The following is a 17,096-nucleotide window of genomic DNA, read 5'->3' as shown; positions in this document are numbered from 1 at the left end:
AAAAGGCTATAATCCCACCTTAAAAAGCCTACTAAACTAACCCTCTCTATCCCTCTTCCGTTCCACTAAGTATCTCGGTTACTTCAGTAAATTCACGCATACCAATACCATATTTTTCCCTTTCGGAAGAAAGTTCTCCTTTGAGATTATCGCGAACGTATTTAATTGCACTCCTAGAGAGGGTCTTTGCGTGTTTTACATATTCTAAAAAAGCTTCATAGGCCATCGGAACCCAGGAACCCACAATTTCCTCAATGACCTCAGCATACTTGCGAATCTCGTACTGTGCCCCTTGATGTGAACGTAATTTCAAAAAGTGAAACAGATTATGCAAATCCACTTTCCAATACATTTCTGTGTAGGTATTTAAGGGCATCGCAATACGCGCGATCTCACGAGCTAATCCTGTCTCTATGAAGCGCGTGTACTCATCGTATGTTGCACTATTACTTTCTATGAGAAAATGACGAAATTCTTGTGCAAATTCCTGCTCGAGCCTATCTCCTCTTCCCTGAGAATTGGTAGCAGATTGATAACAAACTTTGTCAATCTCAGGAATATAAAACTCCTCCTTGACAATTGAGTAGCGCGCTGAGTATTCGTTAACATTAGCTGTCCTGTGCCTAATCCATTGTCTGGCAACAAATATAGGCATCTTGACATGAAACTTTATTTCACACATTTCGAATGGTGTAGTGTGCCCATGTCGCATCAAGTAATGTATCAAACCACGATCTTGGTTCACTGTTTTTGTTCCCTTTCCATAGGAAACCCGAGCGGCCTGAACAATCGCCTGATCGTTTCCCATGTAGTCAACAACGCGCACGAACCCACTATTAAAAACTTGGTAAGACTCGCCAAGCTTCTCCTCTAGACTCTCAGAGACAACTCTCTTAGTTTTGTTGAGATTCTCCTTATCCACCAAGTCAGACCAAATAATAGGACACGGGAACTATTCTGCACTCATGTGCTACAGTTGTCAAAAGCAAAAAATCACCCCTCTTCACTATTTACGCTCCCAGGGGACCGAAGAAAACGATTTTTCTTATCCAGTCTTTCCTGCACATCAACGCAGTACCTGGCCGTAGGCTCGAGATCCAATCTACCAAAGCCTATCTCGTCACCGGTCTCCTCGCAGTAGCCATACACACCCTGTTCCATGCGTTCAAGCGCCTCATCTATTTCACTCAACAATGAGTTGCGCTTTTGTGCGGACATTATGATGTCGTCCGCCTCATATGAGTTCGCACACTTGCTCAGCACGTCTTTGACAACCTTCCCTTGATTTACTATGGCATTCCTAAGACCGATCAACTTTTCATGAAAGTACGCAAGCATTCTTTCTCCCATATACTCGGCATTTTTTATATCATCAGAAGACATCGGGTAAAAGAAAAAAAAAGCCACACCGGCAGAACTCTAACATCATAAACTTAAATAACTATTATGTTATACTTGCTACCAAAGAGAGAACCTTATATGTTTCGTGGCAAGTCGTCAATAGTACTATTAGCATTCTTATTGATCAACTTTTTTCAGCTACTTCTCTACAAACAGATCTTAAACTGCTCAATGGACGGACCGTTGCTTTGGATAACCACAAACATCCTACATCTAGTCTCAGTGAGCGGAATTTTTTCACAATATTGGGCTACTGGAAGCCTAGAGCAACTCGTTACGTTTACCCCAGGCATCAGGAGCTTTATAGTAAAGACCGTCTTAGGATTATGGATTAGACAAGGTCTTTTATTAACACTCCTGGCTACAGGTTTGTTTTATCTTCTAAGCACCGACAAAATACACACCCCGACTATAATTTTATTTGCTGGTTCACTTTGCTACTCGACAGGAATGCTATCCTTCACTGGTGCGCTGTGCAGTAGTTTAAGTATTCGCTCGGATCGAATCACACCCATTATTCTTGCCGCACCAATCTCGATTCCCGGAATCGTAACAGCACTTGCACTTTTAAAGTGGGGTATAAACAGTCCAGGGATTTTCTCAGCGTTATTTTTTGGAAACGTGATTGCAGTGCTGTTATCCCCACTAGTGATGGAAATTGCACTAAAAGAAACTCTGGAAAACTTATAAGCCAAAGGCACAAACATCCAAAACAGATACCTGATGGATAACATTCATCATGCGGGCACGACAGAGCGCATAAAAAGACGTGCGGTCGAGAAGACTTGAACTTCCAAGGCCGTTTAATTAGCCACAGCGACCTCAACGCTGCGTGTCTACCAATTCCACCACGACCGCGAACAACTCAGAATTGTACGCCTAAAATATACGTTGTTCAATGAGTACTACCACCTTCCACTTAGAAACAGAAACTTCTCTATTGCAATATCCATACCAAAAAGCCAGAAAAACTATCATGAACTCTCATCTACTGATGAGAGACACAATGAAAGAAATCTAGCTCAGAAAAGAGGTGCAAATAGAGAATATAGCCAACTAAAACAACTACATTAAGTGGAAAACCAAACTTTAGATAATCAGAATACTTGTACTTTCCTGCTTCCATGACGATAAGGTTAACTTGATATCCAAACGGTGTAGCAAAAGCACTATTGGATGCAAATATCAGCGTCCACAGTAGATACTTTGCCTCTAATCCCATCATGTGGCTGAGTTTTAGTACAACAGGTGTAAAAATTAATCCTACTGCATTATTACTCATAACTTCGTTCAGTAAAGTCACTATAGCAAAAAGTATACAGATTAGGGCAATAGGGGATAATGTGCGGGTACATTGATAGAGAAGCTGCACAAAATCCCCCGGTAAACCTGTCATTTCTAGTGATGTTCCTATAGTAAGCGAGTAAACAAGCATAAGCAGCAGCTTTACTTCGAGAAATCTGAAAACCTCTTTCACGTCAACGGCATTCAAAACAATCAACAGTGCAAGACCAGAAAGAACAGTAAGAGCAAGTGGTATTTTCAAAATCCCAGATAAAAGAACCATACCAATAAAAGCACATATTACCTTTACGCTATTAGCATGACTCAGAATGCACGATTTATCTTTTGCGAAAAACACTTCCCCCTCTCTATGATAGGGACTCGTTTCTTTACAAACAATAATTAACCTAGAGCCAGGCACTATCTTCTCTGAAGTGTGCGTTATACCAACAGCACATGCATTAAAGTAACTCGCGACGTTATCGGACAATATGCTATAGCCTATCAATTCAGATTTTTCCGTAATCACGATCTCATTCATTATCAGATTATCACCAAATACGTGATTATGTAGAATATTTTTTATCTCATGTATTCCGACTGAAGAGAAAATCAATCTCCCAGACTTAGACGAGTTCAAAACAAAGAGGAATCTTCTAACGTGCTCTTCTACGGGTTTTCTTATTGGAAGTATCAACGTAAGAAAGATCACATAAATGATCCCAAAAATGCCTACAAATATCGCTGGTAAGAAGAATCCAAAGAAGCCTAATTCGACACCGAGCTCCTCAGCTTTTGAGTAGATAAGGAAATTTGTACTACTTCCAAGAACTGTGAGCATTCCACCAAGGGATGCAGAAAAAGCAATCGGGAGCATCATTCTGGAATTGGCTATACCTACTTGCTTGCCAAATGTGGAAACAAATGAAATAAGAAGCACCACCACAGGTGTATTGTTAACAAAGGCGCTCAGTATGAAGCACAAAAGTATCAAAATGACTGGTATGAGTGCCTTATGCTTGATTTCTACTATGAGAACCGCAGCTCTGTTAACGACGCTAGTACAAGCAACTAATCTCCCCATTATAGCCAAACCAAGTATGGCAATAACGGGTGCAATCATTGTACTCTCTAAAAAAGCTAATGGTTTTGAAAGAGTAAAACTCTGATAAACTACAAGTAGCACAATTGAGACAAAGGTTATTCTCTCTGTAGTAGAGCTACCATTCACTAGTAGGTAGGTACTCACAATCAGAACAGACACCACATAAAGAGGCGCAAGATCGACTAGTAATTGATTAAGCACTGGAAACAAAAAAGCACAGCTACAGATGGTTGCAGGATATCGTAAATTAAGCCTTTTTTTTGATGATAAAACAGGAATCCCGTATAAAAGTTATCTTCGGGAAAGTAGCCTTCATAAACAACTCTACCCAGCTCTAAAAGGCTCAGTGTTTTACAGGCGCAATACAAATTTCTAAGCAGCACAAGAACCCTGCCTGCAAGACCTAGTAAGAAAATTGCTGTACTTTACTTTAAAGACCCGAAAACATATAACATTTACGTTCGTGTCCTGTGCATTGGGGTTACTTTATGATAGACGGCCTCAGAAAAAAATTCATAGATTTTTTCGTCAAAAACGGACACACATACCTTCCTTCTGCATCCTTAGTACCGAAAGACGATCCTTCACTGATGTTCGTCAACGCGGGTATGGTTCCATTTAAGGAGTACTTTGTGGATGTCAGAAGAGCACCATTCTCGAGCATCGTAACAGCACAAAAATGCGTGAGGGCTGGAGGTAAACACAATGACTTGGAAAACGTTGGATTTACAAAACGGCACCACACCTTTTTTGAGATGCTGGGAAATTTCAGCTTTGGCTGCTATTTCAAGGAAAGAGCAATAGAGTTAGCTTGGAAATTTGTCACTGAAGAACTCACGTTAAGTAAGAAAAAACTGTACATTACAGTCTACCACGAGGACGATGAAGCGTTCGAGATTTGGGATAAATTAACAGGCTTCGGGGAAAGAAAAATCAAGAGAATTAGCACAAGTGATAATTTCTGGCAGATGGGTGATATTGGCCCGTGTGGTCCCTGCTCAGAGATCTTTTATGACCATGGAGAACACTTATCCGGTGACATACCTGAAGATAAAAAGGACCCCGGGGAAAGATACGTCGAGATATGGAACCTCGTTTTCATGCAGTACATAAGGGAACAAAGCGGAGAACTGGCGCGCATGGAGTGTCCGTGTATAGATACAGGAATGGGGCTAGAAAGGGTGGCCGCAATTCTAGAGGGTACAGATGATAACTATAAAACAAAATTGTTCGAAGCCATTGTAAAGGAATCACAAAATGTTACCGGCAACAAAGACAATCAAGCTGCGCACAAAGTAATAGCCGATCATTTACGTTCTGCTAGTTTTCTTATAGCGGATGGTGTTTTACCAGGTAATACTGGACGTGAGTATGTCTTGAGGAGAATAATACGCAGAGCAGTACGGTACTCGCATGCACTTGGTTTTGATACGGTATTATTACCAAAGCTTTTTTGGGTACTTAAGGAGTGGATGGGTAGTCATTACCAGGAACTCACAAGAGCTGAGAATCTCATTTTAGATACATTAACACTAGAAGAACAATCTTTTCGAAACACACTCAAGTCAGGAATGAAATTACTCGAGGAAGTTTCAAGCTCTATGAAGGAGGGCGATACATTATCTGGAGACATAGCATTCACACTATATGATACCCACGGATTCCCATTGGATATAACGGTAGACATCTTAAAAGAGAGAAAAATTTCAGTCGATGAAGAAGGTTTTGCAGAAAGGATGAAAATGCAAAGGCTCCTTGCTCAAGCTTCTCGGATGAAGGATATGGCACAAACCTCAAGTTATGAGGTAAAAGCAGTGTTCCTAGAGCACGGAAAAACACCTTTTATTGGTTATGAAAATTTTACAGGATTAGCGCTTATCCTTGCGATAACAGAAAAAGAGGGATCTAACAAACTGACAATTATACTTGACCAAACGATTTTCTACCCAGAATCAGGTGGTCAAGAGAGCGATCAAGGCATAATAGAAGGAGAAAATACCCTGCTGAAGGTAGAAAAAGTCTACAAATCTACTGAGGGAGTTATCCTCCATGAGTGTACGATCATCAGGGGTCAAGTAACGAGTAGAGGCGAGAAAGTAAACCTCAAGATAGATATAAATCGCAGAAACAGCCTAGCCAGGAACCACTCGGCAACGCATATACTACATCATGTTTTGAGAAAAAGGCTTGGTGCACATGTCTCGCAACGTGGCTCTCTCGTGGCACCGAGTAGGTTGCGTTTCGATTTTAGTCACAGCCAATCTATCACGGAGGAAGAGCTTTCTAAAATAGAGGACTGTATAAACCTTATGATCTGGGATGATCATCCTGTAATGACAGAAATCAAAAAGACTGATGAGGCTATAAGAGATGGCGCCATTGGATTGTTCGGAGAAAAGTACGACGATACGGTTCGTGTTGTCTCAATAGGGGAAGCAGTAGAGCTATGCGGAGGTACGCACGTCAAAAAAAGTTCAGCCATTGGACTAGTAAAGATTTTATCGGCGTCATCTGTGGCTCACGGTGTTCGCAGAATAGAGGCAGTAACGCATCTTACTGCCTTACAATACATACGAGAAGCGGAACAAGCACAGCTTTATCAACTTACCGAACATCAAGCAAAGCTCAAAGCAATGCAAAAGAGCCATCAAAAAGAGATTACACGCGTATATCAGTCCATTGTCACAAATGCAGAAGCCCGAACAGAAAGATATGGCTCAGTGGAAATAATTACTAAAAATGTTCAGGGTATATCAAAAGAAATCCTGCTGAGTCTTGCATCAGAAATAAGACCCAAAACGGGGGTGCTAATTGTTCACACAGAACTGAGCGAAGCCCTATATTCGCTCATCATACTCGATAAGGAGATTTTCAAAAACATAAGTTTTATAGATTCTATGAAAGAGACAATTGATAAATCGCACGGAAAAGTTACCCCTTCTGTACCATATGTCATTCAGGCCACATTTTCTAAAAAAGAGGATCTGGATCGCTGCCTAAAAAATTTATCTGAATTAGTAGTATCTACCTTTTAGAAATCGTGTAAGTTCTAACCCTTTCCGCACAAAATTTCCAAAAAGTCTTGTGCTAAACGGGCCCTGCAATCTGAGCCTCTTGGAAAGCAAAAGTCCTTTTTCACACACTCATATGCACCGCATCTACACAGGACAATACCTAAAAAGTCGGTGTAAACAAGCAATTTGGTGCTGAAACCTCAAAAGAAAGAGATATTAGTGGGAGCTTTCTTACACATCCATATACACTGTATCTCCACCAACAATAGTACGTAAAACTTTGCCTCTGGTCTTACGTCCTCCAAAAGGCGAATTCTTTGATTTACTTACAAACTGTCTTGTCTCTATTCTTACCTCTGAATTAAGATCCAGAAGAACAAGGTCCGCAGGAGCACCCACCTTTATTCTTCCAGCCTCAGAACCAATAATCTTTGCAGGATTGCATGTCAGTTTTGCAAGCAATGAATGCAGCTCCAGAGCCCCAGAGTGATATAACTCTAATGACAGTGGTAGTATTGTCTCTAATCCAACCACTCCAAACGCAGCTTCTTTTAGCGGAAGCTCCTTATAAACCTCGTTATGTGGTGCATGATCTGAAGCTATAGCATCAATAGTGCCATCTTTAAGCGCCTCAATCATGCAGAGGCGATCTTCTTCTGTTCGCAGCGGAGGGTTCATTTTAGCAGCGGTGTTATATCCATCTACAGCCTCTTCGGTTAAAAGAAGGTGGTGTGGTGTTACTTCACAGGTCACTCTCATTCCCTTATCTTTTGCTGCTCTGACTATTTCAACTGTTTTCTTCGTTGAGACATGTAACACGTGGTAATGTGCACCAAGTTGTTCTAAAAGTAATACATCTCTGGCAACCATGACAGACTCAGCAAGATGTGAAATTCCCGGAACATTTAACTTATGAGATATCGCCCCCTCGTTTATGCAGCCACCATTAGAAAGATCGAGATCCTCTGCGTGCTGTGCTACCGGTACCTTCAGAAGTGCAGCGTTCATGAAAGCTTGTCTCATAAAAAGTGAGTTCATAACTGGAAGACCATCATCCGTGAAACCAACTGCGCCAGCTTTGTGCAAGGCAAACATATCAGTAAGATCTCCCCCCCTCCCAGTAATCGACGCGTAACATAGGACGTTTACAAAACCAACTCTTTTCGCCTTATCTCGTATGTATGCCAGAGTTTCAACTGTATCAATCGGAGGATCAGTATTAGGTTGACAAACAACAGTAGTCACACCACCAGCAGCTGCAGATTTGGTACCAGAATGTATATCTTCGTTTTGTAATTGTCCTGGATCCCTTAAATGAACGTGTATGTCTATAATGCCAGGCATGAGAATATGCCCATCACAATTCACAACTTCATCGAAAGATTTAAGTTCAACATCACTAAGCAGGGATTCCCCAAAATCACCAATCCGCCTCCCATGAACAACCAAATCCCCAAGAATCTCTAATCCGCTTTCTGGATCAACGATTCTAGCATCAACGAAGGCAACCTTTCTGTCACTACCGGTTGGTAGGTTCCATTTTTTCATCCAAAAACGCGACGAGAACTTGCTGTCAGAATAGCAAACACATCTAATCTAGTAAACTCACAATTCTCAAACATTGTTATTGCTTTCATGCGTGACACCACCTGCAAGAAACACTATTCCTATTAAATTCGTCACGAGCATAATCGCAGAAGTAAGGTCGACTATCCTCCAAAGAAAATACACCTCCGATAGTGCTCCAAAGGGCAATACGAGAACGAAGAAAACTTTCCACAATTTAAGCACTTTAGGATTATAATTTGTGAGATATTCAAACGCACACTGCGCGCAAAAAGACCATGTCAAGACTGTTGTAAACGCGAAACAGAACAATACAACGATAAGTAAGTACCCTGCAACATCACTTTCAGCACCAACCCTGAAAGCCTCAAAACACATATTAGTACTTTCGAAAGGCCCCCATGCAACACCTGTCACCATAAGCACCAAGGCCGTAACAAAACAGACCAGCAAAACAATAAACGGTGAAATCACACCTATCAGACCTTGCTCTATCTCTAACGGCAGCTTATGACCTTCTTCCTGTTTCACGTTTGCGTGAAGTATACCCTCCAATCCAAAACCAATATCGGAAGCAAATATGCCCCTGGAAATACCCATTTGCATCGTAGTCAAAAACTGCATCCATGCAAATCCAACAACTCCGCCTTGTATATCCGTTCTGCTCCAAATCGATGTTAGCATAAGCAAGAGTGCATTCGGGATTTTATCCGCGTGCAAAACAAGTATGTAAAGCGAGACACCCAGATACCCAATAGCCATAAAGGGCACTACAAAAGAAACCACTTGAGTAAAAAAGCGAAGCCTACCAAAAGTTACAAGTGCAACCAATACTGTGAAAATGAGACCCCCATAGATCCTTGGTATGTGGAGATAATCCATTGGTAAAGCAAGAGAGTTTACTTGGACCAAGCCACCGCCGATGGTTGCTGTACAAACCAATCCTATACAAAAAAATAGTGACAAAACCTTAGACTTAAGCCCATCTCGAAGAAAATACATAGGACCACCAATAAAGCGCGTACCTACCTTTGTCCTGTAAACCAGACTTAAGTAACAAGTGACATACTTAATAGAAGCAGTGAAAAGGATGATTATAATCATCCATATAATCGAACCGGGACCCCCAGTAGCAAGCGCAATCGCAGTACCAGAAAGATTACCAACTCCAAGATTTCCACCTAATATAGCTGAAAAAGCTGAAAAAGAAGAAATGTTTTTTCTACAGCCCTCAGCCGGAGCAAAAAGACACTTCAAAGCAATCGGTATCTTAAGAATATGTAACCACCCCATTTTGCAGGAAACCCAGAAACCCACACAAATGAGCATCGGTATTACAAAAAACTGCAAAAAATAGCCCTGGAGAGTAAAAAAGATATCCAACACAAAAAATCGCGCCCTGCCACCTCTGTAAAATTAGTAACCAAAAAACAAAGAAAAAGAAACCTAGCTCAGCTCGCTTTAATTTCCTGGCGTCTGAAAACTCCTCCACCAGCAACAACGACTTCTAGCTGTCCCCCAACTGTGCTCTGCTGTATCCAAAAATTTTCGCCCTCTTCTTCCACTATCCCAACCTCAATGGGCCGGAGTAAACCATCTTTGAAAATCTCTACGGCAATCTTCCCATCTTTTCCTAGGAAGAGCGCACTAGCAGGCACTTTGTAGAGAAATTTTCTACCTATAACCACCCTTGTATCGACTACCATTCCGAGCGGTACACGATTTCTATTCCATTCATTATCTTCAACCACAATTTCAACGGGAAATGTTCCTGTAGGACCACTTGGAACAAGTGAAACAAACCTTGTTCTTCCATTTACAGCCCCTATCTCGGGAAGAATAATCTCAACTTCCATACCTTCCCTCAAGTTCAAAATGTCTGCTTCTGAAACATTCATTCGCACAATATAGTTCCCGAATGGGATCAATTCTGCTATGAGTGTCGCCCCTGGTGATACGACATCCCCAACAGCAACATTTATCTTCCCAAGTACGCCCGAAACTGGAGCCTTAATTGCGTGTTTTTCCATTTGCCTTTCTAAGGCCTTCAGATCCGCTTCAGCTTTTTTGAGACCAGCAAGAGCAGCTGAAAGTTTTACTTCCGACGAATGGCCACTATCCTTAAGTTCTTTAGCAGCCCGGTACTCAATTTTCCTTTCTTCTAGCAAAGCTTTCAAACTTTCCAATTGAGCTTCACACACCTCACTATTAAGACGGAGCAACGTATCACCCTCTTGCAATATCTGCCCGTCCCCAGCAAGTTTTTCCACTACCTCCCCAGACACCTGCGAATACAAAAAGTAACGCTGTGCGGCGTCAACAGTTCCGTAGCCATTTACAACAATCGCCCGCAATACTGGTTCGACAACCATGGTACGCAACGAACTTGCTTCTGAGACTGCTTTTTCATTCTCAGAACGAACGCCACCCCCTATGAACTTGAAAGCCAGTACCAGAAGTACTAGGCCAAACAAGACCGTCGGCAAAACGAACCTCATAGCAAAAAACCAAAAAGGAGCTACAAAAAACCCAACAAGAAACAACTACGGAAGTGGTAAACACAACAAGAAAGGCCGGAGCCGGAATCGAACCGACCTAAAAGGATTTGCAGTCCTCCGCATAACCAATCTGCCATCCAGCCTCAACACTCACTCATTCTACAACAATACGATGAGACTATCCACCTTGGACTAGACCCATGAAATTTTCTCACAACTCCTCTCTGTACAGTAAAAAATGGGAATCCAGGAGAAACCTGCGTCTATCATTTTACAGATAAAAAAGAATGAAAAGTTGTTTCCTTATGCTTCAAAGTGCCCTGTCTATAAAAAGTTAGTCGGCGCTAGTGCATTGGTCTCGACAATATCATAAATAAAAAACGCCTTTACCTTGAACAGTTTATCCATTACCGCAACTTAGATTATCAAATGCGCCTGAACCACAAATACCACTTACGGTAATCAAACTGCTAACGTATTTCACCCACCAACAATAAACCTAAACAAAAAACTGTATGGACTGGGCTTAGTTTAATTTGATTCATATCCTTTCGAAGGATTCAATATGAGAACCTGTTAAGGATGAAACACAACACACAATGTATACAATCTAACGCCATGTCGCAAATAAAACGGGAAAAGCAGCCAGCAAATAAACCTTGTGCAACACTCAGTAAGGGTATGAGAAAACAAGAACAAGCAACGATGGAGGAAATAGTGTGGACGCTCTCCTGCATCACGCTCAGCTACGATACATCCGTACAAAGTGAGACACCCTCGTGGAGTTGTGTTCCCCCCAAAGGCTAACCTAAAAAGAAGCACTCTAACAAGATAACTAATGTCTTGCGGTTTAGTGATTCAAATCTGACTCTGTTTCGACTCGACTGCCTTCTACATCAAGCGGACCAGTCAACTCGCCAGGTAGGGGAGAGCACGGGTAACTTTTGGAAGCCCCTTGGGTTTCAGAATGCCCCACAGTAGATGGGCTAGAGAAAAATCTAAACTTTCAGATTTTGTACAACGTACTGCGGAGTACACTGTAGCTGAGACTAGAAATATCAAAAGCACACCAAACAACGCAAGCATAATACCGTTTGCAAGATCACTCTAGACTTTCCGGCAGCAATCTGTTTGTACAAACGCACCCAAAAAGCACAATATATGCCGATACGATGACTAAAGACAAAGCAAACCCAGAAAACAGTACAGAAGAATAAAACTTTCTCTTGGCTTGCATAATGGGACCCTTTAGAGGAGTCCATGATCTTGGTCTGACACGCTTATTATCCCCTAAAACAGGAGATCTCAATCCTTTCACCATGCAAGAGATGATTCAGAATATAAGAATAGCTTAATCAAAAAAAGGCAAGAGGACAAAACGCACCATCGGATACGTTTTAGCGTTATTTTAATAGACGTTCAAAATATTATGATTCGAATATGAGCCATTTCATCTAACTGGTATATTGGTTCCTGGCGCGAATATATTAATGAGTTAATGCTCGTATTTCCGGCTCTGTCTCCAATTTGAATGGGCGGGATTACTGTAAGCAACCCTGCTCCTACTCAGGATAGGATACTGCGTTATTACCGAATTCATGTTATTTTTAACATACTTTGGGATTGCGCTGACCGTATAGTTCTTCTGTCTTCTGGAAATGTCACGAATAGACTTCGGCTGATAGAAATTTTTTCTAAAAAGGGCTGAATTATACTAGCTGGCTCAATGTAAAAGGCCATATTCTTACGGGTAAATGGATGCCTAAATTGAAGAGAATAAGCCCATAAGGCGTGGTGTGGGGCACAGAGATCAGCATCTCTGTTGAGTCCATACAACTTGTCTCCAACAACAGGACAACCTATGGATTTCATATGTAACCTAATTTGATGCGTTCTTCCGCTTCCCAACCTACAATGAACAAGACTACATTTTCTGTCAACCGTACGCGCGATAACGCCGTAGTAAGTCAAAGCGGGTTTTCCGCTACATCTCCCTATCATCATTTTTCTCTGTCCCCTTTTTATTGGTTTCTTTATCTCTCCAGACAAAGATGCTGGAACGGAATGCACAAGTGCAAGATACTCACGCCGGATAACACCTTCTTTGATCATCTGGGAAAGGGATAGATGTGCGGGATTGGTTTTCGCGACAATAAGGAAACCTGCTGTATCTTTATCTAGTCGGTGCACTATCCCTGGGCGAGATGAGTCAAGACTACTGAGTTTTTCCGTAGGATAGTGGTGCTCAAGAATGTTGACGAGCGTTTGCTCTCTGTTACCTATTCCAGGATGAACAACGAGGCCAGCAGGCTTATAAATGACAAGTAGGCAATCGTCCTCGTATCTTACATCTAGAGGTTGTACAAATGCATGTCTAGGTTTTCGCTCCAAGGGTAGATCAAACAAGTGGTACTCCTCACCAACCACAACCCGTCTAGAGGGCTCCAACTGAATCTTTCCTTCGGATTCAATCCTACTACCTTTTATGCAGTGCTTAATAAAGCTACGAGAAAAAAAGGGTAAACAGCGATGCAGGAAAACATCCAAACGATTTCCTGCATCACACTCAGCTACGATGCATTTATACAAAGCTAGGTACCTTCGCGGGATTTTGTTTTCAACGAAGGCTAACCTAAAAGGCGCACTCTAACAAGGTGACTAACACCCCAATCCTGGATCACCTCGACCACCCCTCCTTCTCTTCTTCACGAGACACACCACTCGAACTGGAAAGAGGAGAAGCAGCTCGAAGAGTAATCTGTTCGGCTTCTGCCGAAACCAAATTATTCAGACTGACAGTACGAGACACACCACTCCGATTGGAAAGAAGAGAAACAGCTCGAGAAGTAATCTGTTCGGCTTCTACCGAAACCAAATTATTCAGACTGACAGTACGAGACACACCACTCGAACTGGAAAGAGGAGAAGCAGCTCGAAAAGTAAGCTGTCCGTATTCTTCCAGATTCGGATTACCCGGATCGACGACAGCACGAGGAGAAGTTGAACAAACAGGCCGTCTGTACCACCCCACACCCGAATCACCCAAACTGGCAGCATGACCAGAACCAGAAAAATAGGACCTACCATTCGGACCGGCAGTACGAGACACACCACTCGAACTGGAAAGAGGAGAAGCAGCTCGAAAAGTAAGCTGTCCGTATTCTTCCAGATTCGGATTACCCGGATCGACGACAGCACGAGGAGAAGTTGAACAAACAGGCCGTCTGTACCACCCCACACCCGAATCACCCAAACTGGCAGCATGACCAGAACCAGAAAAATAGGACCTACCATTCGGACCGGCAGTACGAGACACACCACTCGAACTGGAAAGAGGAGAAGCAGCTCGAAAAGTAAGCTGTCCGTATTCTTCCAGATTCGGATCTTCCAGAACCGGATTACCCGGATTTGCAGCACATTCAGACGATGCGCAGCAGCGCTTGAAAAAAACAATGAGTGCAGGCAGTGACAAAACATACCCAACACTTACTGTGATTAGAGCAACGCTTGCTGCAAGATCCTTTAGAGACTTCTCCCCAGCAAGATGTTGATGCAAACGTACTGCAGAGAACGCAATAGCTAACGATGCTAAGCCCAATCCGAGGATGAGATGCACTATAAAAGGTAAGCGCGCCGCTCCTGCCCTCGGACCAAGGTTACACGAAGGAACATAACCAAGACTCATTCTTTACTCCACAAAAAAACAACTTAACACACCCTCAAACAACGGCGTGGAAACACACAAATTTATGCTCTATGTATGCGTTATCGAATATATTTTAATGTTATTTCACAGATATTCAAGACTATTTAAATTCAAGTATGAACCATTCATATTTAACGATGTGTTAGCCCCTGGTGTAAATACATTGAGCAGTTGATGTATTTGTTTCCACTTAAAAAGGTGTTTTTCCGATTTCTTTTGAGGAGAGTGGATGCTTTGCTTCAATTTCCTTATGGAGCTTGTGTTGTGAAATGTGGGTATAAATTTGAGTGGTTGTAATCTGTGCATGTCCTAGTAAATCTTGTACAACCTTAATGTCCATTCCATTATCCAGTAGGTGTGTTGCAAACGAGTGGCGGATAACATGTGGAGAAATTCGTTTGGGATCGATTTTGCACTTTAGTGCAAGTTCTTTCAGGAGCTGTCCTAACCTTTGTCTTGACATTGGTCTATCTTTTCTCCCTGCCCCCGGAAAAAGCCAAGGGGAATTGCTTTGGTAGGAAGTTAGATACAGCTTGAGCACTTGTATTGCTTTCTTAGAGAATGGCAATATTCTCTCCTTTCTACCCTTCCCAACAATGATGATATGCTGCTGCCCATTAAGAAGCGGTCGTATGTCGGAAACTTTCATGTTTATAAGTTCGGAGACCCGCATACCAGAGGAATATAAGATCTCCAGGATTGCATACAATCGTAGGGTTGCAGGCTGCCCTGCTTCTAAGAAAGTAAGTAAGGAGAAAACTTCTTCTTTGGTCAGGTACCTAGGCAGTACTAACGTCTTTTTGGGAAGCTCAAGACTTTGAGCTGGATTGGTACTGGAGATTTTTTCGGAGTATAAGAATGAGAAAAATTGTCTAAAAGTCGCTATTTTCCTTCGTATTGTTGCATTGGAGAGCTGTTGAGCTCGCAAGTTGGCGATGTATTCATATAAATTCTCTTTTGATGCATCTTTTAGACCCCTTTTTTTGAGAAAGGTGCTTAACAATCTAAGATCGGTCCGATAGCTGCTGATCGTGTTAAGTGTGGCATTTCTCTCAACCAGGATCTTTTCCAGAAACTGTTCCACATATTTGCAATCACTCGCTTGCATACACCAATCCCATAGTGAATCGTATAATTAGGTTGCCGCACTTTTTCTGTGAAAAGCTCCAGGACAAGACAGTACCTAACAAAGAAAATTTCAAATGCCTATTCAGTAATAACAATCTCACTTTGAAAAAAGGTTACCTGGTGAGTTCCAATTTGTTGTGCAGTTGCAATTTGGATACTTTCTTTCTGATACTATGATTATAGCAAATCCAAATAACGAGGTTGAGTAGCTCGTGCTTCCAGCCTTAAATATCTTGGTTTTCGGATGAAACATGTTTTATAGACCCAACATACGTCTCATGGTTCTTCTTATCGTGATGTCAGTACCGAGAAACGTACTTTCTCTATTTTTATAGATGATCCGTGCTGTGTAGAGTTGATTTTCCTGAGATAAATTTCTACAATCCCGTGGTTGAAGCACATTTTATGAGTCTCGATAAGATACTGTCAGCGTATTCTCATAACTCTCCTGGTTCTAGAACAAACCTTGTAAGGGTATTGGAACATGGTCATCTTGGTGGTACGGGAAGGTTGTTAATTCTACCTGTAGACCAGGGGTTTGAGCATGGTCCGGATGAGAGTTTCCACAGTAACCCCTCAGCTTATGATCCTGAGTACCATATTAAGTTGGCAATTGATGCTGGCTTAAGCGCATATGCGGCTCCACTTTCGATGCTGCAGGATGTAGCACATAAATATCCCAACCGTGTGCCGCTGATTTTGAAGCTTAATAGCGCTAGCAAGCTTTTTCCTAAGAGTTGTTCGCCTAACCAGTCCTTTATCAGTACGCCGGAAGACGCTACCAGGTTAGGTTGCGTTGGTGTAGGGTTGACCATTTATCCTGGCTCTGAGAGTTATTGTTCGATGCTTACTGAGGCTGCAAAAGTTGTAGCGCAGGCTAAGGCGCTTGGTCTTGTTGTTGTGGTGTGGTCCTATCCACGTGGTGGTGAGCTCTCTGCTAAGGACGAAACCGCGTTGGATGTCGTTTCGTATGCAGCGCATATGGCATGTCTTCTTGGTGCTGACATTGTTAAGGTGAAATTGCCTACTTCCAATCTTGCCAACAAAAAGAGTAGTCTTTCCTCAATAGAGGAGCTTTCGAAAAGAGTGGAGGTGATAGTTAGATCCTGCTTTACTGGTAAAAGGTTGGTGTTATTTTCTGGTGGGCAAAATAAGGAGTTACCTGCGCTCTATGAAGAGGTTAGAGCAATCAAGAGGGGTGGCGGCAACGGATCCATAATAGGTAGGAATGCTTTTCAAAGGCCTCATAGGGAATCCCTTGCAATGCTTTCAGAAATTATCTCGTTGTATAAACAGTAAGACGTGTGACGCGCTTGCAGTTGGTTCATCGGAGCCTGTATCCGTATCAATTAGTGGTCACGTATTTAGGTAGTAGCTTGTACCTGTGGACTGTT

The 17,096-nt window shown here is 42.2% G+C and carries 12 protein-coding genes and 2 tRNA genes; 3 read left to right on the top strand and 11 right to left on the bottom strand.

Going from position 1 to position 17,096, the window contains the following annotated elements:
* Positions 1-46: 46 nt before the first annotated feature.
* Together thyX and NSE_RS00620 are read right to left on the bottom strand one after the other, a co-directional pair.
* Positions 47-925 (bottom strand): FAD-dependent thymidylate synthase, encoded by an 879-nt coding sequence (gene thyX / locus NSE_RS00625; RefSeq protein ID WP_011451566.1) that lies wholly within the window; start codon positions 923-925, stop codon positions 47-49.
* Between the two features lie 68 nt (positions 926-993).
* Entirely contained in the window at positions 994-1,383 is a 390-nt protein-coding gene (locus tag NSE_RS00620; protein ID WP_041917471.1) for a TraR/DksA family transcriptional regulator, read from the bottom strand.
* A 63-nt stretch (positions 1,384-1,446) separates the two neighbouring features.
* Here NSE_RS00620 and NSE_RS04025 point away from each other — a divergent pair, with 63 nt between their 5' ends.
* On the top strand, positions 1,447-2,091 hold the full coding sequence (locus NSE_RS04025; protein ID WP_338037080.1) for a heme exporter protein CcmB: 645 nt from the start codon (positions 1,447-1,449) through the stop codon (positions 2,089-2,091).
* 80 nt (positions 2,092-2,171) lie between these two features.
* Here NSE_RS04025 and NSE_RS00610 read toward each other — a convergent pair.
* Both NSE_RS00610 and NSE_RS00605 read right to left on the bottom strand, forming a co-directional pair.
* Positions 2,172-2,259: transfer RNA gene (locus tag NSE_RS00610), tRNA-Leu, on the bottom strand.
* Between the two features lie 130 nt (positions 2,260-2,389).
* Entirely contained in the window at positions 2,390-3,991 is a 1,602-nt protein-coding gene (locus NSE_RS00605; RefSeq protein ID WP_011451562.1) for an SLC13 family permease, read from the bottom strand.
* Positions 3,992-4,278: 287 nt separating this feature from the next.
* Here NSE_RS00605 and alaS point away from each other — a divergent pair, with 287 nt between their 5' ends.
* The gene (gene alaS / locus NSE_RS00600; protein WP_011451560.1) at positions 4,279-6,825 is read left to right on the top strand and encodes an alanine--tRNA ligase; all 2,547 of its coding nucleotides are present in this window, start codon (positions 4,279-4,281) and stop codon (positions 6,823-6,825) included.
* 210 nt (positions 6,826-7,035) lie between these two features.
* Here alaS and NSE_RS00595 read toward each other — a convergent pair whose 3' ends face one another.
* From NSE_RS00595 to xerA, 7 genes are all read right to left on the bottom strand, one after another.
* Complete coding sequence (locus tag NSE_RS00595) at positions 7,036-8,352, bottom strand: dihydroorotase (protein ID WP_011451558.1); 1,317 nt, start codon at positions 8,350-8,352, stop codon at positions 7,036-7,038.
* Positions 8,353-8,418: 66 nt separating this feature from the next.
* Complete coding sequence (locus NSE_RS00590; RefSeq protein ID WP_227028982.1) at positions 8,419-9,699, bottom strand: alanine/glycine:cation symporter family protein; 1,281 nt, start codon at positions 9,697-9,699, stop codon at positions 8,419-8,421.
* 122 nt (positions 9,700-9,821) lie between these two features.
* Entirely contained in the window at positions 9,822-10,868 is a 1,047-nt protein-coding gene (locus NSE_RS00585; protein ID WP_011451555.1) for an efflux RND transporter periplasmic adaptor subunit, read from the bottom strand.
* 72 nt (positions 10,869-10,940) lie between these two features.
* Positions 10,941-11,011, bottom strand: a tRNA-Cys gene (locus tag NSE_RS00580).
* A gap of 1,453 nt (positions 11,012-12,464) precedes the next feature.
* Entirely contained in the window at positions 12,465-13,457 is a 993-nt protein-coding gene (locus tag NSE_RS00570) for an RluA family pseudouridine synthase (RefSeq protein WP_011451551.1), read from the bottom strand.
* An 88-nt stretch (positions 13,458-13,545) separates the two neighbouring features.
* Positions 13,546-14,553: a hypothetical protein gene (locus NSE_RS00565; protein ID WP_011451550.1), complete on the bottom strand. Its 1,008-nt coding sequence runs from the start codon at positions 14,551-14,553 to the stop codon at positions 13,546-13,548.
* 211 nt (positions 14,554-14,764) lie between these two features.
* Positions 14,765-15,682 carry a site-specific tyrosine recombinase/integron integrase gene (gene xerA, locus NSE_RS00560; protein ID WP_011451549.1) on the bottom strand — a complete coding sequence of 306 codons (918 nt, stop codon included), beginning with the start codon at positions 15,680-15,682 and terminating at the stop codon, positions 14,765-14,767.
* Between the two features lie 425 nt (positions 15,683-16,107).
* Here xerA and NSE_RS00555 point away from each other — a divergent pair, with 425 nt between their 5' ends.
* Entirely contained in the window at positions 16,108-17,001 is an 894-nt protein-coding gene (locus NSE_RS00555) for a class I fructose-bisphosphate aldolase (protein WP_041917545.1), read from the top strand.
* The last annotated feature ends 95 nt before the right edge of the window (positions 17,002-17,096 follow it).

Source organism: Neorickettsia sennetsu str. Miyayama (assembly GCF_000013165.1).
GTDB classification, from domain to species: domain Bacteria; phylum Pseudomonadota; class Alphaproteobacteria; order Rickettsiales; family Anaplasmataceae; genus Neorickettsia; species Neorickettsia sennetsu.
Note: the sequence above shows the minus strand (reverse complement) of the source record. Positions and strands in the feature narration are given on the sequence as shown.

What these genes read in the sequence shown, in the direction of transcription:
- alaS (WP_011451560.1), top strand. Translation starts at nt 4,279, where the DNA reads ATGATAGACGGCCTCAGAAAAAAATTCATAGATTTTTTCGTCAAAAAC.
- xerA (WP_011451549.1), bottom strand. Translation starts at nt 15,682, where the DNA reads ATGCAAGCGAGTGATTGCAAATATGTGGAACAGTTTCTGGAAAAGATC.
- NSE_RS00585 (WP_011451555.1), bottom strand. Translation starts at nt 10,868, where the DNA reads ATGAGGTTCGTTTTGCCGACGGTCTTGTTTGGCCTAGTACTTCTGGTA.
- NSE_RS00565 (WP_011451550.1), bottom strand. Translation starts at nt 14,553, where the DNA reads ATGAGTCTTGGTTATGTTCCTTCGTGTAACCTTGGTCCGAGGGCAGGA.
- NSE_RS00555 (WP_041917545.1), top strand. Translation starts at nt 16,108, where the DNA reads ATGAGTCTCGATAAGATACTGTCAGCGTATTCTCATAACTCTCCTGGT.
- NSE_RS04025 (WP_338037080.1), top strand. Translation starts at nt 1,447, where the DNA reads ATGTTATACTTGCTACCAAAGAGAGAACCTTATATGTTTCGTGGCAAG.
- NSE_RS00595 (WP_011451558.1), bottom strand. Translation starts at nt 8,352, where the DNA reads ATGAAAAAATGGAACCTACCAACCGGTAGTGACAGAAAGGTTGCCTTC.
- NSE_RS00620 (WP_041917471.1), bottom strand. Translation starts at nt 1,383, where the DNA reads ATGTCTTCTGATGATATAAAAAATGCCGAGTATATGGGAGAAAGAATG.
- NSE_RS00590 (WP_227028982.1), bottom strand. Translation starts at nt 9,699, where the DNA reads ATGCTCATTTGTGTGGGTTTCTGGGTTTCCTGCAAAATGGGGTGGTTA.